The organism is Microbacterium sp., assembly GCF_026393345.1.
In the GTDB taxonomy this organism is placed as follows: Bacteria; Actinomycetota; Actinomycetes; order Actinomycetales; family Microbacteriaceae; genus Microbacterium.
This window is the reverse complement of record NZ_JAPLAI010000007.1, coordinates 23,169-46,817: the sequence shown is the minus strand read 5'-3', so window position 1 is coordinate 46,817 and position 23,649 is coordinate 23,169. Positions and strand designations below refer to the sequence as shown.

Here is a 23,649-nt window from a genome sequence, read left to right as displayed (position 1 = left end):
GGAGGAGGTCCCCTCCCCCACCACGTCGTACAGCGAGATCGCGGGGATGTCGATGATCGCGACGGGGTCGCCGTCGGCGAGGAGCACATCCTCGAAGTCCCCCTCGCTCACCGGCGCGGTGCCGTCGGCGAGTTCACTGCGGAATCGGTCGGCGAGCTGCTGCTGCGTGGCGTGGTAGGTGATGTTCCCGATGAGCAGCACGGTCACCAGGAACATGGCCACAAGCGCCGCCACCATGATGAGGACGCCCCGGACGAGCGCCTGCTGCAGCGTGAGCGGGGGTGCCGGTTCGCGCGGCGGGCGGCGGGGCACCCTGGGCGGCCTGCCGCCGCGGGGTGGGCGCGGCGACGTGCCGGGCGGGGTGTCAGGCGGGGCGTCAGGCAGGGTGTCGACGGGCGCCGCGGGCGCCGTCGCGGGCGCGGCGCTCATGCGGCCGCGCCCGCGACGGCACCGGCGGCGGCGCGAGCGGCCGGAGCGGCCGCCCCCGCGGTCACGCGCAACAGGACCACGGCGAGCCCCACGAGCACGACGCCGATGGCGCCGAGCCACGGGAAGACATAGACCACGGCGGCCCGGCTCACCGCGGCGGTCGGCTGTCCCTCGATCTCATCCGGCGGGTTGAGGGTGACCCTGCCCGCGACGAAGGGCCACTGGCCGGTGCCGGAGAGTGTCGCACCCACGACCCGGGATTCACCCGGCTTGAGCCCGGCGATCTCGACCCGGGCGTCGTCGATGAGCGCCCCGGTGAGGGTCGCGATGCTGAAGTCGGCCGTCGCGTCGATGGTGTCGGTCGACAGGTTCCGTAGCGTGAACCAGAGGTCGGCCTTCCCCTCGAGCGGGTTCGGCGTGGGGCGCGAGGTCCCGGTGATGTCGCTGAGGTACAGGCCGCCCGCGATGAGGAGGTCGCCCTCCGCCGGCGTCGGCTCTTCCGCCGGCGCGGTGACCACCGCATCCACGCCGCCTCCCGTGCCGGAGCCCCGGCCGGATGACCCCGCGGCGGTGCCTGTGGCGGGCGTCACCGCCGATCCGATCACCGGAACGGTGAGACCGATGCCGCCGGATGCGCCGTCGTCGTCGGCGGCATGCGCGGGCACGGCAAGGAGGGACACCGCGACGAGCGCGGCGCCGGCGGCGAGCGCGACCCGGGCGGTGGCACGCAGGCGGGCGTGGGCGCTCATCGACCCCCCGATCCGATGCTCTCGCGCTGCGCGGCGGTCCGCTCGGCCTCGGCCCGGGTGAAGGCAACCCACTCCGCGGTCCGCCGGTCGTCGCGCCGTCGCCGCCACCGCAGGAACAGTGCGCCGAGCGCCGCCAGCAGCAGCACCCCCACCAGGACCCACGGCACAGCCCACACGCCCGCCTCGCGGTTGACCTGCGGCGCGACCGGCGCCTCGCTCACCGCCCCGGTCTGATCGCCCCGGGAGTAGAGCGAGGCTGACACGGTGACGTACACGTACTGCCCGACCGGGCCGAGCTCGTAGGTGACGGTGCGGGAGGCGCCGGGAAGCAGCTCGTCGAGGTTCTCGAGCCGCCGCTCGGTGAGATCCGAGCCGAAGAAGCTCTTCGCGTACAGCACCAGGGTGGGAGCCAGCGCGATGTTCCCCTGGTTGCTGACGGTGAGGGTGACCCGGGCGGTGCCGTCGAGCGGACTCAGGCTCGGGGCGTAGGTCGCCGTCATCCCGGTGATGTTCAGCAGCGACTGCAGGTCGCCCGGGACGCGTGCGTACAGGCGGGTCCCCACGCGCCTGTCGACGAGGATCTGGTCGGACGGGGTCTGTGCGGACACGATCAGTCCGCCCGCGTGGTCTCCCGGGCCGGCATCGGCCGGCGGGGTCAGCCGGAAGCGGATGGCACGGGACTGGCCCGGGTCGAGGTCGAGGCTCATGCGGGTGGAGCCGTCCTCGAACACGACCCAGGATCCGGCGTCGGTCGCGGCAGCGTTCGCGTCCAGCAGGGCGAAATCGCCTGCCTCGGTGTTGAACGCGTCGGTGGCATACACCGTGACGGTCTGCGGGGTGGTGCCGGTGTTCTCGACCAGGTAGCAGTCGTCGATCTGCTGACCGGGAGCGGCTTCGTACGTGAAGCGAGAGCGACCGTCGGCGGCACCGTCCGACCCGCAGGGGCTGCCCGAGATGGCATCGGTGTCCGCGGCGTGGGCGGATGCGGGGGCGACGAGCGTCAGCATCCCCGTGGCGAGGACGCTCGCGGACAGGGCGATCAGCGCACGCCGAGCGAGGGTACCCGTTCGGGTTCGGGTGTCGGACACGGACCAATTACTCCCTATGAGGCTTGCGGCCGCACGTCCGACGCGTGAACGCGAGGCGAACAGTGCAGAACCGGTGATGCCGCCCCCGGGCTCGGCCCGGGGGCGGCGGGAGGGGCGGGGACGACTCGCCCCCGCCCCCGGGATCACTTCGAGACGACGGTGACCGTCATCGTCGAGGTGTAGGTGCCCGCCGGGGTGCCGAGCGGCGCCGTCAGCGTGAGCGCCGCGGACAGGTCGGTGGTGCCCGTGCCCTGTCCGGCCGCAGCCTCGGCGAACGCCGCCGCCGTGGGGTTGCCCAGCAGCGACGCGACCTTGGTGACCCCGGTGGCCGTGGTGCTGGCGTCGATGACCGGGGCAATCGACAGCGCGGACGGCACGATCGTGTTCGCACCGCTCGCGAAGGCGGCAACCGAGGTGTTCACCGTCCACCCGGGCTTGGTGACGTAGCGCTGGTCGCTGACCTGGAAGGTCGGCAACGTACCCGTCGACACCGACTGACCCGAGGCGTTCAGCGCTGTGGCCCCGAGGGTCGCGGTGGCGCCGGCCGGGACGCTGAGCGAGAGCGCACCGTTGACCGGGGCGGCGACCGGAGCCGCGAGGCCGATCTGGCCCGTGGTGTTCGCCGGCGGCGTGGCCGTGATCGGGGTCGGGTAGTCGTAGGTCCAATCCGCGGTGCCCGCGGTGATGTGCACGTACGTGTACGCGCCCAGACCGACGAACGTGACGCCGTTGTTCTTCGTGTAGGCGACGCCGAGGCTGTAGTCGCCGCCCGCAGCCTTCACCGCGCCGAAGCTGGCCGAGGGGAACTGGTTGAGGGCCGCGGGCGTCTGGAAGACCCGCTGCGTTCCCGGCTCGAAGCCGACGTCGACCCGGGACGCCCAGTCCGCGATGGAGGACTCCTTGCCCTTGGGGGCGATGAAGATGTACGCGGTGGTGGCATCCGACGGGGCGTCGGCGAACCGCTGGTCGGGGTCCGTCGGGGACGGCGCTCCGACGAGTCCGGTGGTGTAGTGCAGCGTCGTGCCCGAGGGCACGACCACTCCGGTGTCCAACGAGTACAGGTAGTAGGGCTCAGGGGTGCCGTTGGGGGTCCAGTCGCCGACGGCGGCGGATGCGGCGGTCGCGCCGAAGCCGGCGAGACCGAGGCCGAGGGAGACGGCCAGGCCTGCGGCCGCGACCTTGCGGATCGAGATTTTCATGATGTCTGTTCCTGTTCCGGGAAGGGGCTCAGAGGGTGACGTACGCGAAGATGGGCGTCGTCTGCGACGGCGCGAGGAAACCGAACTTCTCCTTGACGCGTCGGGGGCTGCCCGACAGGCCGGCGGTGAAGTTGGTGAGGCTGGTCGCACTGGCGGGGTCGACGAGCGCGGCGAGGCCGGCGTCGAACTTTCCGTCGCCGGGCGTGATGCGTGCCCGCTCCACGACCAGGTAGGTGTCACGACCGAAGGTGGTGTTGGCGTAGTACGCCGCGTTCGGCACGGTCGCGGTGCCGGTACCGGTGACGGGCGACACACCGGCGACCGGGCTGCCGAGCACGACGGGCGACCCAGCTGGCGACCGAGAAGGGGATGATCTCCCCCGCGGCGAGGACGGTGGCGTCGTTCTCCGCCGTGGTGTTTCCGGTGTCGATGCCTGCCTTCAGCGACGGGTTGCCGATCGCGGTCAGGAAGAAGGACCGCGTCCCGGATCCGCTCTGCGGCAGACGCGGGTTCACCGCGACACCGTCGATCGAGGTGAGCGTGCCTTCGTAGATCTGCTTGAGCTGGGCTGCGGTGAGGTTCGCCCACGCCGCGGTGCCGCCCTTGTAGATGTACGAGAGCGCGTCGCGACCGAACGGCACGTAGGCGAGCTTGCCGTCGGAGTTCTGATTGGTGCCGGGGCCGCTGGAGGAGCGGGCGACGTCGACCTGACCGGTGATGGTCTTCCCACCCCACGCCGCGCCGGTGATAGAGGCGCGGAGGGCTGTGACGCCATTGCCGGAGCCAGAGGGGCGGAGGAAGGTCGGGCCGCCCGGCTTGGTCTGGATCTGACTTCCCGTGCCGGTGCCCGGGAACGCATCGAACGAGCCGATCGTGTCCCCGCCGCTGGAGGTGACCCGGACGCGCGTGCCGGTGATATTGGTGCCGTTGGCGAGCGCGTTGGCCGCGTCCTGGAGGGTGTCGGAGCCGACCAGCACGTAGCTGTTGGAGACGACCTCGGCGCTGGCCGAGCTCGCGACGATGCCGCCGGCCACGACGACGCCGAGCGCCGCGGTGACCGCGGCGAACCGCTTGAACTTCATGATGTGTGCTCTCTCTTATCGGGTTTCGGAAGGTGCGGAGGACAAGTCAGAGGCGGCAGCGCAGGCGCCCGACGAACGGGACGCCCCCCGCGGCGAGGACGCCGGCGAGGATGCTCAGCGGCAGCGCCTGCGTGAGCGCCCCGGTGTCCGGGTCGTCCGGAGTCGCCCCGGCGGACAGTGCGGCGGCCGTGGTCTCGGTCGCGGCAGGGTCGGCGGGGACCGTGACGGCCGGCGCGACGACCGGCACGGTGGTGGTCGCGGCGGCGGGCGCGGCGCTCGGTGCGACGGCGGCCTGCGGAGCGGGAGCGGTGGCGAGAAGGTCCGCGACGGCGAGCGCCTGCGTCCGCCATCCGGCGGGGATCGGGGCGTAGCCCGCCGGCAGCTGGCCCTGCAGCACGCCGGGCTTCTGCCCGTCCGTTGCGGCGTAGCGGATGAACCGGGCGTAGCTGGCGTTGACATCGAGGCTGTTGAGGGCAGCATTCGTCGCGGCATACACCGGAACGGTCAGCGGGTAGGCGGAGCGCGAGGCGGCCGCCGCATCCGATGTCGCGTCGTACGCGAACACCTGCGGCTGCACACCCGATGCGGTCATCACCGCGGCGGCAGCGAGCAGGTTGTCGGTGTCGGGCTCGACGTAGGTGCCCGCCGGGGTCAGCAGCGACGCGGTGACCGTCTCGTACCGCTCCGAGGACGAGGTGTCCGTCAGGGCGAGGACCTTCCGGTCGCCGACCAGGTCGCGTGCCTTCCGCTGCCACTTCGCGGGGATGGAGATCGGATCCCACTCGCCCACGTTCAGCCCGTCGCCGCGCAGCGCGTAGTAGGCGCCCGACGCCAGGTCGTTCGTGAACGGACGCCACGTGACCGCGTTCAGCACCTGCTCGCTGCCTTTGTACGCCTCGGCGGGATCCACCTTGGGGAAGTCGTCGCGCGGCAGTTCGAGCGCCGCTCCTGACGAGTTCAGGTCGGCGTCGGTGGTGGCCCAGGGGTTGACGTGCATCCCCCACGGATCGGCCTCGCCGTCGAGGAAGGCACGGGCGTCGTCGTCGGCGAGGATGTAGTCCCACACGGCGCGGGCGTAGCCCAGGCGCCCCTGCGGGAGCAGGATGTCGGCGACGGCCGGGCTGACGATGGCCTGCTGCGCCCAGTCCGGGTTCAGGGCGAGGAACTCCTGGTCGAACAGAAGGTTGCGCGGGTTCCCCCGCAGATGTCCGATGTCGGCGTTCGTCGGCAGCGCGTCGGTGTACGACGACGTCAGCAGCTTCGCCAGCAACCGTGGGGTGAGCTTCATGGCGGTGAACGGCTCCCGAGCGCGCGCCTGCACCTCATCGGGGGCGGACGCGGACGGGTACCGGTCCACGGCGAAGGTGACCGCGATCCCGGTCAGTGCCACGGGGGCGTAACTCAACCCATCCACGGCGCCGTCGGACGTGTCCAGCGCTTGCGTGGTGAGGGTGAGCGGCGCATCGGGAACCGCATTGGAGGTGGCGGCTGCATCCATATCGGTCGTGGTGATGAGGGTGTACGCGTCGCCGTCGGCGGCGCTGCACAGGTTCGGCTGCCAGGACGAGACTGCATCGGAGATGAGCTCACTGCCCGCCAGCTGCTGCTCGCCGGCGCCGATCGCACAGTGGGTGCCGACCGGCTGGAAGTCGAGCCGGACGGCGACGCGGTGCTTCCACTGCTCCCAGAACAGCGGGGATGCGGTGTTGGTGCCGGCCCCTCGAGGGACGATGACCAGCCAGCACGGGCGACCGGTCACCGTGCCGTCGGCGGCGGCCTGCGCGGCGCCGCATCCGAGTCCGGGCGACTGCAGCGCGGTCTGCACCTCGAACGTCACCGATCCGCTGCCGTTCGACGCGGAGCCCGCCCACGGCACCTCGTTGGTCGTGTACTTCGTGAAGAACTCGTTCTCGTTGAGGTTGACGCCGGGGATCTTTGCGCCCTTCTCGTCGACCTTCTTGATGACCGTCGACTCACCCGTGACGGGGTCGGGGACCGATCGGAACGGGATGCCGGTGTAGGAGCCCTCGAGACCGCTGGTGCTGATGTACGAGTACCGCGCGTCCTCGGGCGCGATCGCCGCGGCCTGCAGCTCGTCGTCGCGCTTCGCACCGGGCGTGCCGAAGCCGCCGAACTGGCACGTCGTGCGGGAGGGCAACGCCTCGGCGTCATCGTTGATGACATCTCCCCAGCACTGCATGATCTGCAGGAAGTTCTCGCCACCGGTTTGCGAGTTGGGGAGGGTGGAGGGTTCTCCCCCGGTCCAGGAGACCGTGATCGCCTGCGCGACGAGGTTCGTGGTCTGAGAGACCGTGACCGCGAGGTCGGGCATCGGCGAGGTCGCCGCGTAGATGTCCTGGTCCTTCGCCGTGACGGTGACCGCGGATGCGGCGCCATCGGCGGCCTCCGCGGCGGTGCCGCCGATCACGGAGAGCGACAACACGGCGGCGAACACCGCCATCCCTGCCGTCGTCGCGCGCAGCACTGCGCGAACGCGTGCGGATCGAACCACCTGACACCCCAGTTCCGGCCACCCCAGCGGCCACTCATACGGTAGGAATCCCGAACGAACCCGCCATGTCCGCACCGGCAACGGGCGGAGCGTCCGGGCGTCCGTTCACAGATCGCCCGGTGAACGCCGGGTGACGCTGCCGTCAGCGGCCCGGGCGTCTGCCCCGCACGAGCAGCAGCAGCGGCGGGACGAGGATCGCGGCGAGGAGCAGGAGCGCGGCGACGAGCATGCCGGTCTTGGGCGCGTTCCACGAGTCCGCCGCCAGCGTGAACGGCGCGGAGACGGCCGCCCCGCCGGACGCCGACGACCCCGAGATGAGGTTGCCGTTGGCGTCGTAGACGGCGTCGCCGCCGGCCGCGGCGGCGGTGTCGGTGCCGGTGCCAGCCGCCGCGGTCGTCGTTCCCCCGGATCCGGTCTCGGCCGCAGGGGTCCCGCTGGCCGCGGCGCCGGCGTTGCTGCAGGATGCGGCGTTGTAGTCGCCGACGGCGGAACCCGGGATGCGTTTGATCTGCGCGAATGCGGCGGCGACGAGGTTGTTGGGCAAGGGCGAGTATCCGAGTGCGCCGGCCTGCTTCTGGCCCTCGCAGACGATGTACTTCACGAACTCGCCGAGCGTGTATCCCTTGCTCTCATTGAACACTCCCCCGGTCTGGGTGGGCACGATCATGTACGAGTAGCTGGACATCGGGTACGCCGACGGGTCGGGGTTGTTGTACACGTCGGTGAGGATCTGGGTGAGGTAGTCGGGCGAGCTCTGGTCCTCGTTGATCTTCGCCAACCGGAGCGCGATCTCCACGTTCGCGGCGGTCGGCTCCACGTAGTTGCCGGCCGCGTTCTTGACCTTCACCACCGGGAAACCCGATTTCATCGCGTAGGAGTACTCCACGTAGGTGATGGAGCCTTCGCCGTAGTTCTGGCTCACGTACCCGGACACCCCCAGCGAACCGCTCTGCGCCTTGTAGGTCGCCAGCTTCGAGGTGGGGAACTGCGAGGTCATGGGCGTGGTCCAGATGGACGGGTACTGCGTCGCCATCCACTTCGTGAACTGCGCGGTGGAACCGGAGCCGTCCGAACGCACCACCGGCATGATCTCCTTGTCGGGCAGCGCGAGCCCGGGGTTGTCCGCGGCGATGGCGGCGTCGTTCCACCGCGTGATCTGACCGGCGAAGATGCGGGTGACCACCTCGCCGGACATCTGGAGGGTGTCGACCTTCTTCCCGCCGATCTTGAGGTTGTACATCAGCGAGGTGCCGCCCGCGACGACGGGCAGGTAGGCGTAGCTTCGCGGCGAGACCTCCGGCGCCGAACCGTCCTCCGGGTGTGCCTGGAACGGGATCTCGCTGACCGCGAAGTCCACCGACCCCTTGATGAAGTCGGAGCGGCCGGCGGAGGACCCGGTGCCGGAGAAGTTCACGGTCATGCCGTAGTTGCTGGCGACGTTCCGGCGCCATTGGTCGAGGGCGTTCTGCGACCAGGTCGAGCCCGATCCGGAGATGGCGACGTAGGAGGCGGCCTGCGCGGGGACGGCGGCGCCGAGTCCGAGCACCCCGACGAGCAGCGCGACGAGGGCGCCGCGCACGGCGCGGCGGCGGGGACGAAGGGTCACGGGGTCTCCTGCGAGCGGGTGGGGGCGGTCGGTGCGGTGTCCTCGGTCGTGGCAGCGCCGTCGCTGTCGGGGACGGAGGGGACGGCGTGGACGGGGACAGCGGGGACGGGGACGGTCGCGCGCCGGACGATGCGCATGAGGTCCTCGCGCGAGCGTCGGGCGGCGCGTCGACGCTGACCGTCGGAGAGGACGCCGGCGCCGCGGCCGCCGATCAGGCGGGCGATGACGAACAGGCTGAGCACCAGCACGATGAGGACCGCCGCGGTGCCGAAACCGCGGGCGACCATGTTCGGCTCGGGCGATTGCACGAAGGTGAACACCTGCAGCGGGAGCGAGATCATCGGTCCCGAGAACGGGTTGGTGTTCATCTCGGCCGTCACCCCGGAGGTCAGCAGCACCGGGGAGGTCTCACCGATGCCGCGGGCGGTGCCGAGGATGATCGCCGTGGCAAGGCCGGACCGGGAGGTGGGAAGAACCACCCGCCACACCGTGCGCCACCGTGAGGAGCCGAGCGCGTACGACGCCTCCCGCAGCTGGTGAGGCACGAGCCGGAGGACGACGTCCGCGGAGCGGATCACGATCGGCAGCATCATGACGGTGATGGCCACGGAGGCGGCGAACCCCGACCGCTCGTGGGTGACGAGGGTGATCAGCGCCGCATACACGAACAGCCCCGCGACGATGGAGGGCAGCGCCGTCATGGCGTCGGAGACGGTGCGCACGAACCGTGCGAACCGGCCGCCGATCTCGTTGAGGAACACGGCCGTGGTGATCCCGAGCGGCACCGTGATGACGAGCGCGATCGAGATCTGGATGAGGGTGCCCACGATCGCGTGTGCGATCCCGCCCACCTCCAACGGGTCGAGGGGGCCCGCGAGCCGCATCGTCTCGACGAAGAAGGCGCCGTGGGAGAGTGCGGGAATGCCCCGCAGCACGGTGTACAGCACGACGAACACAAGCGCGCAGATGACGATGAAGCCGGCGCTGTACAGCAGCACGGTGACCACGCGGTCGATCACGGCGAGCCGGTCCGCGCGCAGTGCGACCAGCACCGCGTACGAGACGAGGAACACGAGGAAGGCGACGACGGCCCAGCCGATCGCGCCGGACAGCGGTGTCAGCCAGCCGAACAGGAGGGTCGCGACCGCGCCGCCGGCGAGGAGCGCTCCCACCACGTCGAATCGTTCTTCCAGCGAGACGGTGCCGGGGCGACGCCGTGCCGGCGCGGGTCCGGTGGCCTCCGCCGGGATGACGGTGCGCCCCGGGCGTGGGTGGTCGTCGGGGTCCAGGGAGGTGGCGGAGTCGTCGATGAGGGTCATCAGGTGCTCTCCGCCCCGGACCGGGACCGCGCGACGATGGAGGATGCGGTGAAGTTCACCGCAAGGGTGATGAGGAACAGGACGAGACCGGCGGCCATGAGCGCCGACAGACCAAACTCGCTGGCCTCGCCGTACCGCAGGGCGATGAGGGCCGACACGGAGTTCGACCCGGTGCGAAGCACCTCGGTGTTGATGGTGAAGATGGGCGAGATGATCATGTAGACCGCGATGGTCTCCCCCAATGCGCGGCCGAGGCCGAGCATCGTGCCGCCGATGATGCCGCCCTTGCCGAACGGCAGCACGACGGTGCGGATCATGCCCCACCGGGTCGATCCGAGCGCGAGGGCCCCCTCCCGCTCACCGATCGGAGCCTGCGAGAACGCCTCCCGCATGATCGAGGTCTGGGTGGGCAGCACCATGAGGGCCACCACCATGCCGGCGATGAATGCGGAGGAGGTGAAGGCGCTGGCATCCGTGAGACGGTCGCCCTCCGCATCCGTCACGGCGAACACCGGGATCCAGCCGAAGTAGGTGGAGATCCACCGGGACACCGGGATGACGTTCTCCTGCAGGAACTGCACGCCCCAGAGGCCGAACACGACGCTCGGCACGGCCGCCATGAGGTCGACGATCGTCGTCATGGCGCGCTTGATGCCGTCCGGCAGCACCTCGCTGATCAGGAGGGCGGTGCCGAGCGCGAGCGGGAACGAAAACGTGAGGGCGACGAGCGCGATCGTGATGGTGCCGAACAGCACGGCGGCGATCCCGAAGTCACCGGTCTCGGGCGACCAGGCCTGCGTCCACAGGAACGAGAACCCGGCGACGCTGAGCGCCTGACCACCGCGCAGGGTGAGGAAGACGCCCACGGCGAGCATGATCGCGACCGTGGCACCGCCCGCCGCAATGCAGACCGTGCGGAAGACGCGGTCGGAGAAGACCGGCGCCGACCGCAGCGATCGCAGCAGCGGCGCCGACGCCGTCCGATCAGCGGGCGTCACCACCTCGGTGACCGCATCGCTCATCCCTGCCTCCGGTTTCCGGGCAGGCGCGTGCCGCCCCAGGTCTCGGCGTCAGCATCGTCCGGGTCGGTGAACGACGGATGCTGCGGGAATGTCCGACGGGTGACGGGATGCCCCTGCGCGGGTGACGGGTCCCTCACGGGGCGGGGGACGGCGTCGCCGTCGGGGTGACGCTGGGCGTAGGCGTCACGGTGGGTACGGGAGCCCGCGGAACCGTGAGCACCACGGCGGTCCCGACCATCGCGCTCTCCCCGGCGGCCGGAGCAGACCCGGCCACGAGTCCCGGCGTACCGCTTCCCGCCTCGACGATGGTCGAGCCGAATCCCGCGCCGGCGAGGACCCCCGCCGCATCCGCGGCGGTGAGACCGGCGACGGCGGGAATCGCGTTGCGACCGGAGGCGACCCGGAGCGTGACCGTCGCCCCCGCGGGGCGAGTCTCGCGCGCGGCCGGGTCGGAGGCGAGCACGGTCTCCGCTGCCACGGCGGCGTCGACGCGAGATACCGCGCCGACGACGAAGCCGTGGGCGATGAGCTGCTCCGTGGCCTGGGCGAGCCCGGCGCCGGTGACATCCGGCACCGTCACGGCGGCGGGCTCGGCGGGAAGGGGGTCCGGGGTCGGGCTGGGGGTCACGGCCGTGGGCACGGTCGACGGGGGCAGGGTGGGAACGGCGGACGGGGCCGATCCGGCGGCCGCCGAGAGGGCCACGACGCCGACGAGGGCGAGAGCCCCCACCACCGCGGTCGCGACCGCCACCGGCAGCCGCCGGGCGCGGGACGACCCGACCGGCGGCGGAGGCGGCACCACCCCGGCGGGGGCAGCCGTCGGGGCGGGGATGCGGGTGCGGTACACGCGCGTCACTCCGGTGTCCGGGTCGAGCGCCGTCACCGCATCCGTCTCCCCCGCGACCGGGGCGGCGCCGGGGACCGCCGCCCGCATCTTCGCCGCCGTGGCGTACCGGTCGGCGGGAGACTTGAGCAGCGCGGTGGTGAGGAGACGGTCCCAGTCGCGGGACAGCTCCCGGCGTACCACGGACGGCAGCGGCGGCGGCGCGGTCAGGTGCGCCCGGATGACCGCGCGGGTGTCGCCCGTGAACGGTGCCCGAGCGGTGAGGGCGACGTACAGCGTGGCGCCGAGCTGGTACATGTCGCTCGCCTCGGTGACGGGGGCACCGGCGAGATGCTCCGGCGAGGCGTAGGGAACGCTGGTCACCACGCCGGCGTCGGCCGCGGCGCCGGTGCTGAGGAGAGCGTCCCCGCCGACGCTCGGCCGCCCCGGGATGTCGGCGAGGCCGAAGTCCAGCAGGCGGACGCTGCGAGCGAGCTGGTTCCGGTCGCCGAGAGCGCCGGGATCGAACATCACGTTGGCGGGGGTCACGTCGCGGTGCACGATCCCACCCTCGTGGGCCGCGGCGAGCGCGTCGAGCAGGGCGACCGCGAGGGTGGCGACGTCCGCGGGGGCCATCGCCCCGTGGGCGCGGACGTGGTCGGCGAGGGTGACGCCTGTCACGAGCTCCATCGCGATCCACACCACGGGCGGGTCGATCCGGTCGTCCACGCCGGCGTCGAGGATCTCGGCGAGACCGGGGTGGGCGATCGACCGGGCCGCGCGCACCTCCTCGAAGAAGGCCTCCGCGGTGGCCGGGTCGGTGGACAGATGCGGATGCAGCAGCTTCAGAGCGATCCGGCGGCCGGTGAGGGTGTCGTCGGCCGCGAACACCGCCGCGGTCCCGCCGCTGCCGAGCAGCCGCCGGATCGCGAAGCGACCGGCGATGAGCGGCTCACTCGTCACAGCGCGAACTCGGGGGCGGGGCGTTCCCTGCCCTCGGCGCCGTCGGCGGCGTCCCGCGCCATCTCGGCGAGGAGCCGCACCGCGAGCGCCCCGGCGTTCCGTGCCACCGAACGGTTCTCGTACCGACGGGCGCCGATCATGACCAGGCGCCGGTCGAGGGTCACGAACCAGCCGGTGGTGCGCAGCCGCGGCTCCACCGAGGGATGCACCGCGAGGTCAGGGGCGTGGCGCAGCAGGACGGCGGCGTCGGCCCGGGCGAGCCGCTCGGTGGCGAAGAAGCGGCAGCCGCGGGCGATCTCTCGGTGGTTGTCGCTGACCAGCCGCCAGGCCGCGATCGGTCCGGCGGGGGTCCCGGGCCGCCCGGTGCGCGGGTGACGGAAATCGCGCGTACACGAGCTGCGCGGACATCCTGTGTACCCCCTTAGCGACACCCGAGAATCAGCAGGGTGCCTGGGCAGAATGCCCGCGGAAAGCCACCGGGGCATGGCCTACGGGTGAACGCAGGTCGACGAAGAGAGGCTGTGCGGGTGACCGACCCGCGGATGCGGGTGAACGTCCTACAGGCCGAGGGCGTGGGCGAGCCCCTGCGCCCGCGAGATGAGCTCGGCTCGCTGCTCGTCGACCCGCACCGGCGCGGTCCCGCCGACGCCGTCGCGGCTCGCGACACTGCCGGCGACCTCGAGCACCTCCCGCACGTCGGGCGACAGGTGCGGCGACACCTCGGCGAGCAGGTCGTCGGACGCCTCGTGCAGTTCGATGCCGCGCTGCTCACACGCCTGCACCAGCGCGCCGGAGATCTCGTGCGCGTCGCGGAACGGCACGCCGTGCTTGACGAGCCATTCGGCGACGTCGGTGGCCAGCGAGAAGCCCTGCGGGGCGAGCTGCGCCATGCGCTCGGTGTCGAACCGGAGGGTCGCGATCATGCCCGCGAATGCCGGCAGGACGACTTCGAGGGTGGTGATCTGATCGAAGACGGGTTCCTTGTCCTCCTGCAGGTCGCGGTTGTACGCGAGCGGCAGGCCCTTCAGTGTCGCCATGAGACCGGCGAGGTTGCCGATGAGCCGGCCGGCCTTGCCGCGGGTGAGCTCGGCGATGTCGGGGTTCTTCTTCTGCGGCATGATGCTCGACCCGGTGGAGTAGCCGTCGTCGAGCCGGACGAAGCCGAACTCCTTGGTGTTCCAGATGATGACGTCCTCGGCGAAGCGCGACAGGTCGACGCCGATCATCGCGGCGATGAAGGCGAACTCGGCGACGACGTCTCGGGACGAGGTACCGTCGATCGAGTTCTCCGCCGGCCGGTCGAGTCCGAGGTGGTCGGCGACCAGCTGCGGGTCGAGGCCGAGGGTGGCACCGGCGAGCGCGCCGCCACCGTAGGGCGAGACCCGGGCTCGGACGGACCAGTCCCGGAGGCGCTCGAGATCACGCACGAGCGGCCAGGCATGGGCCTGCAGGTGGTGGGCGAGCAACACCGGCTGGGCGTGCTGGAGGTGGGTACGGCCGGGCATGACGGCGCTGCCGGCCGCCTCGGCCTGCGAGACGATCGCGTCGATGACGCGCAGGATGCCGTGGGCGATCGTGCGTGCGTGATCGAGCAGGTACAGCCGCACCAGGGTTGCGATCTGGTCGTTGCGACTGCGGCCGGCACGGAGCTTGCCGCCGAGCTCGGGCCCGACCTCGCGGATGAGGGCCTGCTCCAGGGCGCCGTGCACGTCTTCGTCCGACGGCACGGGCCGCAGCGACCCGTTGGCCACGGCGACGGCGAGCGCATCCAGGCCCGCGTGCATGCGGGCGGCTTCGTCGGAGGTGAGGTAGCCGGCGCTCTCCAGCGCTGCGGCGTGGGCGTGGGAGCCGGCGAGGTCGTACGGGGCCAGGACCCAGTCGAAGTGGGTGGAACGGCTGAGCTCGGTCAGCTCCGGCGAGGGTCCGGACGCGAATCGTCCGCCCCACAGCGCGCCCTGGTTCGTGCCCTCGGTCTTGCCCTCGTTCGTGCCGTCGCTCATCCGGCCAGCCTACCGACCGCGGCTCACCCCCATCCGCGCGTGGATCAGCGGATGCGACGGGTGAGGCGGTCCAGCAGCGACTCGAGTGGACCGCGGCCGAGAAACAGCGCCCACAGCGAGCAGCCCGCGACGACGCCGATCGTGAGGGGCCAGAAGGGGGCCAGCGCGCGGAACCCGGCGAGGTCGCCGGTGGTGCCGAGCGCGACCAGCGCCCATACCGCCCACACCACGATCTGCGCGGTGTACGCGGTCAGCGGCATGCTGCCCGCGGCGCGGATCGGCCAGACGAGAGCCGCGACCGGTGTGCGGCACAGCAGCAGGCAGAGCCCCAGCACGGCGACGACGAAGCCGGTGGACCCGACTGCCTCGGGGAGACCGCCGGAGTGCGCCTGCATGCTCGTCACGAGTTCCAGGTAGGTCTCGGGTTCTCGCTCCCCTGCCGGGGCGAACAGGGCGCCGATGCCGTACCCGACCATGGCTGCGCCGACTCCCGCCACGACGAGGGCGGCGGCGACGCGCCAGGAGCGCAGGTCGAGACGCCCGATACCGAGGCCGGTGAGGAGGAAGACGACCCACAGCGGGAACGGGTACGGCCATCCGATCACGAGCCCGAGGGACTCGCCCGCGAGCGTGTCCCACAGTGGCAGGAACTCCAGCCCCGCCTGCACCCAGGGCATGACGACCAGGCCGACACCCGCGAGAGCAAGGAGCGGCCCCGCGGGGAACCGCACGACCGGGATGGCGAGGAGGAAGAGCGGACAGGATGCCGGGTCCGGCCGGCTTCTCCCCCGCCAGTGACCGGATCCGCGCGGCCCGCTCCGCCGTGACCGGATGGGTGCCGCCGGTGGTCAGCGCGATCGAGACGCCCGCGAGCACGGCGAACAGGATGGAGGAGCGTCCGTCGACCAGCTCCAGCCAGGTGCCGGGATCCCCCCAGACGAAGGGCGGCAGCACGAGCAGGTGTGCGGCGAGCATGCCGAGGACCGCGAGTCCGCGCGCCAGATCGACGCCCGCCAGCCGCCGGGGGCCTGACAGGCGCGTCCACTGCGGCCGCCACCGGTCAGCCACCCTGATCCCCCGTCGCACGAAACCACGCGCCGAAGTCGTCGTCAGCAAGCGGCGGCGGCACCTCGACGTCGTCCGCCGTGGGCGCCAGGCCCTTGAGGAAGATCTCCAGATAGCGCCGCGCCAGCCCCTCCCCGAACGATGGAACGGCGGCGAGGCGGCTGAGGGCGAAGGTCACGATGGGCACGTCCGTCGCGGCGAAGTCGGCCCGGAGCTTCCCCTCCGCCTGAGCACGGGTGACGAGCTCGGTGAGGACCGGTTCCACTCGCGTGCGCAGAACCTCCGGCACCGCGTCGATGCGGGAGAAGATGACCTGCATGATGCCCGGCTGCCGGGACTGCATGTCGACCAGGTACCGCATGATCGCGCACAGCCCGTCCCAGGCCCGCGGCGCCCGGCCGAGCTCGGTCATCGTCTCCAGCTGCTCGTCGATGCCACTCTCGAAGATGGCCTCGATGAGCGCCGCCTTCGAGCCGAAGTGCCGGTAGAGGGTGCCGACCCCGACCCCGACGACGGCGGCGATGTCCTCCATGGAGGTGTCGAGGCCCCGGCCGGCGAGCACTTCCGCCGCGACCGTCAGGATGCGTCGCCGGTTGCGCGCGGCGTCGCGGCGCAGTGACTTCGGAGGCTCGGACACGTCACGAAGTCTAGGGCGCGGCAGAAACGGAATGCCTGATTCCGGTTGTGCTAGCATCCGGACACAGCGATGCAGCGAAGCATCGCAGAGTATGGAGCGACGATGATGTCCACACCCGAGACCGTACGCATCCCGATGCGCGACGGCGTCGAACTCGGCGCCAGCCTGTACCACCCGAAGGCGGCGTCCCGCGGCCTGCTGCTGGCCCGGGGCCCATACGGACGCGGGCGGATGTTCGCCGGGATCGTCACCCCCTTCGTGCGCCACGGCTACACCGTGCTGCTGGTCAGCAGCCGCGGCACGGCGGACTCCGGCGGCGCGTTCGACCCGATGCGCACGGAACCCGACGACGGGCAGGACACGGTGGGCTGGATGCGGACGCAGCCGTGGTATCCGGGACGATTCGCCACGTTTGGCGGGTCGTACCTGGGGCACACCCAGTGGGCGCTGCTCGAGGATCCCCCGGCAGATCTGGTGACCTCGATCATCACGGTCGGCCCGCACGACTTCGCCCGCCATGCCTGGGGCAGCGGGTCGTTCAACCTCGACTTCATCGGCTGGTCCGACATGATCATCTCGCAGCGGACGTCGAGCACGCTGGGCGCGATCCGCAAGCTCATGACCGCCGGCCGCCGTCTCGCGCCGATCCTGAACGCCACCCCCCTCGCCGACGCCGCCGTCGCGCACGCCGGCGCCGAGGCGCCGTGGATGCGGGACCGCCTGACCCGGTCCGACATCGACGACCCGTACTGGGCGCCGATGCGGCACGCGACGGCACTGGAGAAGGTGACGACCCCGGTCCTCCTGATCTCGGGCTGGCAGGACCTCTTCGTCTCGCAGAGCTTCGCCCAGTACGCGCGGCTCCGGGAGCGCGGCATCCGGGTGGGGCTCCTCGCCGGGCCCTGGACCCACACGCAGGTCGGCCGCACCGACGGCGCGCTCGTGACCCAGCGCATGCTCGCGTGGGTCGACCACCATCTGGCGGATGCACCGGCATCGGCGGAGGGTCCGGTGCAGATCGGGGTGACCGGCCCGAAGCGGCGGCGCACCGACTGGCAGCGGCACGCCGTATGGCCGCCGGCAGGCAGCGACCGCACGTTCCACCTCGGCGCGGAGGGACGGCTGTCCGCCACCCCGACGGCCGACCCCGGCGCGACGGCGGGCTTCACCTACGACCCGGAGGAACCCACGCCCGCGGTCGGTGGCCCCGTGCTCATGGGCGGCGGGTACGTCGACGACTCTTCTCTCGCCGCGCGCGAGGACGTGCTCGCCTTCACCGGCGAGCCGCTGACGCGCGACACTGTGGTCGCCGGCGCCCCGGTCGTGACCCTGGCCCATCGTTCACAGCATCCGGATGCGGACCTCTTCATCCGCGTCAGCGACGTCGACGAACGCGGCCACTCCCGGAACCTCTGCGAGGCCTACCGGCGGCTCCCGGTGGATCGAGACGACGCCCCGGTCAGGATCGAGCTCGGCCCGCTCGCCCACCGATTCGCCGCCGGCCACCGCATCCGGCTCCTCGTGGCGGGAGGCTCGTTCCCGCAGTTCCCCCGGAACGCGGGGACCGGCGAGAACCCGCTCACCGCCACGGTGCGCGTCGCGAACACGCACACGATCGGCCTCGCCGGGTCCGCGCTCACCCTCCGCACCCTTGGGGGATGACGCCGGGTCAGACCTTCTGCTGCTCCAGCAACCAGACCAGCAGTGCCTTCTGGGCGTGCAGCCGGTTCTCGGCCTCGTCCCAGACCACGCTCTGCGGCCCGTCGATGATCTCGGCATCCACCTCGTAGCCGCGGTCCGCGGGGAGGCAGTGGATGAAGATCGCGTCGGGCTTGGCGAGCGCCATGGTCTCGCGGGTGACCTTGTACGCGCCGAGGTCGCGGAGGCGCGCGAGCTTCTCCTCCTCCTTGCCCATCGACACCCAGGTGTCGGTGACGATGACGTCCGCTCCCGCGGCCGCCTCCAGCGGGTCGGTGTACAGCGTCACGGAGCCGCCGGTCTCGGCCGCGCGGCGGTCTGCGTCGGCGACGATGTCCTCCCGCGGGGCGTACGACTCCGGCGAGGCGATCCGCACGTGCATGCCGGCGGTGACGCCCGCGAGCATGTAGGAGTGGCCCATGTTGGAGCGGCCGTCGCCGAAGAACGACAGAGTCAGGCCCTTCAGCTCGCCCTTGTGCTCGCGGATCGTGAGGAGGTCCGCCAGCAGCTGGCACGGGTGGAAGTCGTCGCTGAGCGCGTTGACCACGGGCACGCGGGTGCCGCGCGCCATCTCTTCCAGCCCTGCCTGCGCGTAGGTGCGCCACACGATCGCGGCGACCTGACGCTCGAGCACCCGCGCGGTGTCGGACGGGGTCTCCTTGCCGCCCAGCTGGCGGTTCGCTTTTGAGTTAATCAGCCGGCAACCGCCGAGATCCGCGATACCCACGGCGAACGACACCCGGGTGCGGGTGGAGGACTTGTCGAAGATGACCGCGACGGTCTGGGGCCCTGCGAGGGGCTTGGTCTGCCACCGGTCTCGCTTCAGCGTCACCGCGAGGTCGATGATCTCCGCCTGCTCGGTCTGGGTCAGGTCGTCGTCGCGCAGCAGGTGGCGGGTCATGCGTGGGCCTCCGTGGAAGCGGATGCGGCCGCATCCGGGTGGTCGAGAAGGAGAGCGTCGGCCGCGGTGTGCAGCGCAGCGGAGAACAGCTCGACGAACTCGTCGATCTCCACGTCGCCGATGATGAGGGGCGGCGCCAGCCGGACGGTGTGTTCGTTCGCGGCGTTGACGACCAGGCCGTGCTGCTGCGCGGCGGCGGTGACGGCACCGGCGACCGGGTGAGTGAGGACGACACCGAGGAGGAGCCCCGCCCCGCGCACCGTCTGCACCAGCGGTGAACCGATCGCGGTGATCGCCTCGCGCAGCTGCGCGCCGCGCACCGTGGCGTTCTGCACCAGCCCGGCCCGCTCGATCTCGTCGAGCACCGCGCCGGCGACCGCGGTCGCCAGCGCGTTGCCGCCGAAGGTGGACCCGTGGGTGCCCGGGTAGAACAGGTCGCTGGCGTCGCCGAAGGTGATGAGCGCGCCGATGGGGAACCCGCCGCCGATGCCCTTGGCCACCGTGATGGCGTCCGGGACGATACCGGCGTGCTGGAAGCCGAACCAGGCCCCGGTGCGCCCGGCGCCGGTCTGGATCTCGTCCACGATGAGCAGCGCACCATGGCGGGCGGTGATCTCCCGCGCGGCGGCCAGGTAGCCCTCGGGCAGTTCGACGACGCCCGCCTCGCCCTTGATGGGTTCCACGAACAGCGCGGCGACGGTGTCGTCCATGGCCGCTTCCAGTGCCTCGACGGTCGAGTCGAGGAACTCGACGCCGGGCACCATCGGGCCGAACGGCTCCTGCATGTACGGCTTGCCGGTGAGGGCGAGCGTGCCCATGGTCCGGCCGTGGAACGCGTCCTTGAGCGACAGGATGCGGGGACGCGCCGCACCGCCGTGCAGCCGGGCGAGTTTGAACGCGGCCTCGTTGGCCTCGGCGCCGGAGTTGGCGAAGTAGACGCGGCCGCGCTCGCCCGCGCCGGAGAGGCGCTTCAGCCGGGCTGCGAGCGCGAGCTGCGGCGGGGTGGCGAAGTAGTTGGACACGTGCGCGAGGGTCGCGGCCTGCGCGCTGACGGCCTCGACGAACGCGGGGTGCGCGTGCCCGAGCGAGTCCACCGCGATCCCGGCGAGGAAGTCGAGGTACCGGCGCCCGGTCTCGTCCCACAGGTGTGCGCCTTCGCCGCGCACGAACATCGCCATGCGGTCGCCGGTGTTTCGCACCAGGTCGCGTCCGGCATCGTCGCGCCATGAGTTCTGAGCGGTCATTTCGCCACCACCTCGGTTCCGATCCCCTTCTGGGTGAAGATCTCCACGAGCACCGAATGCGGTACTCGGCCATCGATGATCGCCGCGGAGTCGACGCCTCCCTCGACCGCGTCGAGGCAGGCCTGCATCTTCGGGATCATGCCGGTTTCCAGCTGCGGCATCAGCGCGCGCAGTTCGGTCGAGGTGAGGTGCGACACGAGCGAGTCGCGGTTCGGCCAGTCGGCGTACAGCCCCGGCACGTCAGTGAGCACGACGAGCTTCGTCGCGTGCAGGGCGATCGCGAGCGCCGCCGCGGCCGCATCCGCGTTCACGTTGAGCGAGTGGCCCGGGTTGTCGAGGTCCGGGGCGATCGAGGACACCACCGGGATGCGGCCGGCCTCGAGGTGATCGAGCACCGGTCGCGGGTCGACCGTGACCACGTCGCCCACCCGGCCGAGGTCGTGTTCGACGCCCTCGACGACCACGCCGCGCCGGCGTCCGCCGAACAGGCCCGCATCCTCGCCGGACAGGCCGGTGGCGTTGGGACCGTGCGCGTTGATCTTGGCGACCAGCTGCGGGTTGATCTGACCGGTCAGGACCATCCGCACGACGCTGATGGCCTCGGTGGAGGTGACCCGGTAGCCGCCCTTGAACTCGCTCGGGATCGACAGCCGGTCGAGCATGCGGGAGATCTGCGGGCCCCCGCCGTGCACGACGACGGGCTTCACGCCCACGTAGCGGAGGTAGGCCATGTCCGCGGCGAACGCGTCCTGCAGTTCCTCGGAGACCATGGCGTTGCCGCCGTACTTGACCACGACGATCTGGTCGCTGAAGCGGCGCAGCCACGGCAGCGACTCGATGAGGGTCGCCGCCTTCGCGCTGGCCTCGTTCGGGTCGGTGTCCTGCAGATCGATCTCAGTCATGAGGAGTAGGCACTGTTCTCGTGGACGTAGTCGTGGGTGAGGTCGTTGGTGAGGATCGTCGCCGTGTCCTCGCCGGTCTTCAGGTCGATGACGAGCTCGGTGGCGCGGGGGGTCAGGTCGACGTCCTCCCGCGGCCGGTCCGGCCCACCGGCGGTGCACACGCGCACGCCGTTCATCCACACGTCGACGTCGTATGGGTCGAAGGCGGCATCGGTGGTGCCGATGGCGGCGAGCACACGGCCCCAGTTCGGGTCGTTACCGAAGATCGCGGCCTTGAAGAGGTTGTTGCGCGCGACGGAGCGGCCGACCTCGACCGCATCCTGCTCGGTGGCGGCGTGGCGCACGACGATCGTGATGTCGTGGCTGGCGCCTTCGGCGTCGCCCTGCAGCTGCCGGGCGAGGTCGAGGGACACCTCCCGCAGTTCCGCGGTGAAGGTGTCGAGGTCAGGGGTGACGCCGCTGGCGCCGGAGACGAGGAGGGTCACCTGATCGTTCGTGGACATGCACCCGTCGGAGTCGAGGCGGTCGAAGCTGACCCGGGTGACGGCGCGGAGAGCGGCGTCCGCCGCGGCGGCGTCCAGCACGGCGTCGGTCGTGATGACCACGAGCATGGTGGCAAGACCGGGCGCCAGCATCCCGGCGCCCTTCGCCATGCCGCCGACGGTCCAGCCGTCGCGGGAGCGGACGGCCCGCTTCGGATGCGAGTCGGTGGTCATGATGGCCAGGGATGCGGCCTCGCCGCCGTCGGCGGACAGCTCGGCGGCGGCCGACGCGACCCCGTCGAGCACTTTCTGGCGGAAGACCTCGTCGCCGGTGCCGATCAGCCCGGTGGAGCAGACGATCACATCTCCCGCGGAGACGTCGAGCGCCTCCCCCACCTTCTCGGCGGTGAGGTGCGAGGTCTGGAAGCCGAAGCTGCCGGTGAAGCAGTTCGCCCCGCCGGAGTTGAGCACGACAGCCTCGACCACGCCGTCGGCGATGGCCTGCTGCGACCAGATGATGGGGTTCGCCTTAGCCCGGTTGCTCGTGAACACCGCCGCGCCGACCTTGAGCGGCCCGCGGTTGACGACCAGGGCGAGATCGGGCTTGCCGGTGGACTTGAGTCCGGCGACGACGCCCGCCGCCTCGAACCCCTGGGCTGCGGTGACACTCACGGTGCGACTCCGTTCACGCTGAGGGCGCGGTCCTCGGGGAGGCCCAGCGCGATGTTCATGGACTGGACGGCGGCGCCCGCCGTGCCCTTGGCGAGGTTGTCGACGGCGGTGACGACGACGACCCGGTTCGCGGCACGATCGATGGTGAGCCCTATGAGGGCGGTGTTCGCCCCGAGGACGTCCGCCGTGCGGGGGAAGACGCCCTCCGGCAGGAGGTGGACGAACGTCTCACCGTCGTAGGCGTGCTCCCAGGCGGCGCGGATGTCGGCGTCGCTGACTCCGGCGGCGATCGGTGCCGAGGTGGTGGCGAGGATACCGCGGGCCATTGGCACGATGACGGGCGTGAAGGAGATGCGGACGTCGGCGGCGACGGCGTTCCCGGTGGCCACGAGCGCCTGGCGGATCTCCGGGATGTGCCGGTGGGTGCCGCCGACCGCATAGGGGTTGGCGGAACCGAGGATCTCACTGCCGAGCAGGTGCGGTTTGAGGCTCTTGCCCGCCCCGGAGGGACCCACCGCGAGGACGCTGACGATGTCGCCCGGGTCGATGACGCCGGCGGCGACGCCGGGGACGAGGCTCAGCGCGACGGTGGAGGCGTTGCAGCCGGGCGCGGCGATGCGGGTCGCGCCCGCCAGCAGCTCCCGCTGCTTCCGGCCGTCGACGAGCAGTTCCGGTACGCCGTAGGCCCACGGTTCGTGGAACGCGCCGCCGTAGAAGGCCTCCCACGCGTCGCGCGAGGTGAGCCGGTGGTCGGCTCCCGCATCGATCACGAGACCGACCTCGCCGAGCGCGTCGGTGTACTGCCCCGACTGGCCGTGCGGCAGCGCGAGGAACACGATGTCGTGACCGGAGAGGATCTCCGGGGTGGTGTCCTGCAGGGTGAGGTGCGCGAGCGAGCGCAGGTGCGGCTGCTGCTGGATGAGAGGCTGCCCCGCGCTGGCGTGCGCGGTGACGGTGCGGATCTCGATGTCGGGGTGCGCGGCGAGAAGGCGCAGGATCTCGCCGCCCGCATAGCCGGAAGCGCCGGAGACGGCGACCGAATAGGTCATGGTTCTACCTTAGAGTCTGGGTTTGCAGGGCCGGTGACGGCGACGTCCGCTCCCCCGCCTCGGCGGGCCCGCCGCACGGCGGAACGCGGAGTCGCCTAGAGTCGGCGACCGTCCAGACGTCGGCGCGTCGCAGCCATCCGCACCAGGGGTGCGGACACGGCGGGGACGGCTTCGGGCATGCCGAGACGATATCCCCGCCGACGCCGC

The 23,649-nt window shown here is 71.6% G+C and carries 20 protein-coding genes and 1 pseudogene; 1 reads left to right on the top strand and 20 read right to left on the bottom strand.

All coding sequences use genetic code 11. The annotated features are described in order from the left end of the window. The 15 genes and pseudogenes from NT132_RS00675 to NT132_RS00605 all read right to left on the bottom strand — a co-directional run. Positions 1-429 (bottom strand): annotated as a pseudogene (locus NT132_RS00675) (hypothetical protein); the annotation flags it as partial. Then, positions 426-1,178, bottom strand: a complete 753-nt coding sequence (locus NT132_RS00670) for a hypothetical protein (RefSeq protein WP_297783254.1) — start codon at positions 1,176-1,178, stop codon at positions 426-428. The gene NT132_RS00670 and the pseudogene NT132_RS00675, both read right to left, overlap by 4 nt. Then, entirely contained in the window at positions 1,175-2,266 is a 1,092-nt protein-coding gene (locus NT132_RS00665) for a hypothetical protein (protein WP_297783250.1), read from the bottom strand. The genes NT132_RS00670 and NT132_RS00665 overlap by 4 nt, the downstream gene beginning before the upstream one ends. A gap of 143 nt (positions 2,267-2,409) precedes the next feature. Then, positions 2,410-3,465 (bottom strand): hypothetical protein, encoded by a 1,056-nt coding sequence (locus NT132_RS00660; protein ID WP_297783247.1) that lies wholly within the window; start codon positions 3,463-3,465, stop codon positions 2,410-2,412. Positions 3,466-3,493: 28 nt separating this feature from the next. Then, complete coding sequence (locus NT132_RS00655; RefSeq protein WP_297783244.1) at positions 3,494-3,745, bottom strand: hypothetical protein; 252 nt, start codon at positions 3,743-3,745, stop codon at positions 3,494-3,496. Further along, positions 3,702-4,547 carry a substrate-binding domain-containing protein gene (locus tag NT132_RS00650; RefSeq protein ID WP_297783241.1) on the bottom strand — a complete coding sequence of 282 codons (846 nt, stop codon included), beginning with the start codon at positions 4,545-4,547 and terminating at the stop codon, positions 3,702-3,704. The genes NT132_RS00655 and NT132_RS00650 overlap by 44 nt, the downstream gene beginning before the upstream one ends. Before the next feature lie 46 nt (positions 4,548-4,593). Beyond that, positions 4,594-7,008: a hypothetical protein gene (locus tag NT132_RS00645; RefSeq protein ID WP_297783239.1), complete on the bottom strand. Its 2,415-nt coding sequence runs from the start codon at positions 7,006-7,008 to the stop codon at positions 4,594-4,596. Between the two features lie 193 nt (positions 7,009-7,201). After that, positions 7,202-8,665 carry a phosphate ABC transporter substrate-binding protein PstS gene (pstS, locus tag NT132_RS00640; protein WP_297783236.1) on the bottom strand — a complete coding sequence of 488 codons (1,464 nt, stop codon included), beginning with the start codon at positions 8,663-8,665 and terminating at the stop codon, positions 7,202-7,204. After that, on the bottom strand, positions 8,662-9,984 hold the full coding sequence (gene pstA, locus NT132_RS00635) for a phosphate ABC transporter permease PstA (RefSeq protein ID WP_297783233.1): 1,323 nt from the start codon (positions 9,982-9,984) through the stop codon (positions 8,662-8,664). Before pstA ends, pstS begins: the two co-directional genes overlap by 4 nt. Then, a complete protein-coding gene (gene pstC / locus NT132_RS00630; RefSeq protein WP_297783230.1) occupies positions 9,984-11,006 on the bottom strand; it encodes a phosphate ABC transporter permease subunit PstC in 1,023 nt (340 codons plus the stop codon). Before pstC ends, pstA begins: the two co-directional genes overlap by 1 nt. 133 nt (positions 11,007-11,139) lie before the next feature. Beyond that, positions 11,140-12,792 (bottom strand): PASTA domain-containing protein, encoded by a 1,653-nt coding sequence (locus tag NT132_RS00625; RefSeq protein WP_297783228.1) that lies wholly within the window; start codon positions 12,790-12,792, stop codon positions 11,140-11,142. Beyond that, positions 12,789-13,223: a hypothetical protein gene (locus tag NT132_RS00620; protein ID WP_297783226.1), complete on the bottom strand. Its 435-nt coding sequence runs from the start codon at positions 13,221-13,223 to the stop codon at positions 12,789-12,791. Before NT132_RS00620 ends, NT132_RS00625 begins: the two co-directional genes overlap by 4 nt. Before the next feature lie 126 nt (positions 13,224-13,349). After that, positions 13,350-14,792, bottom strand: a complete 1,443-nt coding sequence (argH, locus tag NT132_RS00615) for an argininosuccinate lyase (RefSeq protein ID WP_297783223.1) — start codon at positions 14,790-14,792, stop codon at positions 13,350-13,352. Positions 14,793-14,836: 44 nt separating this feature from the next. After that, entirely contained in the window at positions 14,837-15,523 is a 687-nt protein-coding gene (locus NT132_RS00610) for a DUF418 domain-containing protein (RefSeq protein WP_297783220.1), read from the bottom strand. Between the two features lie 329 nt (positions 15,524-15,852). Continuing rightward, positions 15,853-16,494 carry a TetR/AcrR family transcriptional regulator gene (locus NT132_RS00605; protein WP_297783217.1) on the bottom strand — a complete coding sequence of 214 codons (642 nt, stop codon included), beginning with the start codon at positions 16,492-16,494 and terminating at the stop codon, positions 15,853-15,855. Between the two features lie 102 nt (positions 16,495-16,596). On the opposite strand from NT132_RS00605, the gene NT132_RS00600 reads away from it, so the two are divergent. Further along, complete coding sequence (locus tag NT132_RS00600; protein WP_297783214.1) at positions 16,597-18,156, top strand: CocE/NonD family hydrolase; 1,560 nt, start codon at positions 16,597-16,599, stop codon at positions 18,154-18,156. A gap of 7 nt (positions 18,157-18,163) precedes the next feature. On the opposite strand, the gene argF is transcribed toward NT132_RS00600, so the two are convergent. From argF to argC, 5 genes are read right to left on the bottom strand one after another with little or no spacing between them, the layout of a single operon-like run. Beyond that, entirely contained in the window at positions 18,164-19,093 is a 930-nt protein-coding gene (gene argF, locus NT132_RS00595) for an ornithine carbamoyltransferase (RefSeq protein WP_297783211.1), read from the bottom strand. Next, the gene (locus tag NT132_RS00590) at positions 19,090-20,337 is read right to left on the bottom strand and encodes an acetylornithine transaminase (protein ID WP_297783208.1); all 1,248 of its coding nucleotides are present in this window, start codon (positions 20,335-20,337) and stop codon (positions 19,090-19,092) included. Before NT132_RS00590 ends, argF begins: the two co-directional genes overlap by 4 nt. Next, on the bottom strand, positions 20,334-21,239 hold the full coding sequence (gene argB, locus NT132_RS00585; RefSeq protein WP_297783205.1) for an acetylglutamate kinase: 906 nt from the start codon (positions 21,237-21,239) through the stop codon (positions 20,334-20,336). The genes NT132_RS00590 and argB overlap by 4 nt, the downstream gene beginning before the upstream one ends. Further along, positions 21,236-22,393: a bifunctional glutamate N-acetyltransferase/amino-acid acetyltransferase ArgJ gene (argJ, locus tag NT132_RS00580; protein ID WP_297783202.1), complete on the bottom strand. Its 1,158-nt coding sequence runs from the start codon at positions 22,391-22,393 to the stop codon at positions 21,236-21,238. The genes argB and argJ overlap by 4 nt, the downstream gene beginning before the upstream one ends. Beyond that, positions 22,390-23,442 carry an N-acetyl-gamma-glutamyl-phosphate reductase gene (argC, locus tag NT132_RS00575; protein ID WP_297783199.1) on the bottom strand — a complete coding sequence of 351 codons (1,053 nt, stop codon included), beginning with the start codon at positions 23,440-23,442 and terminating at the stop codon, positions 22,390-22,392. Before argC ends, argJ begins: the two co-directional genes overlap by 4 nt. Between the last annotated feature and the right edge of the window lie 207 nt (positions 23,443-23,649).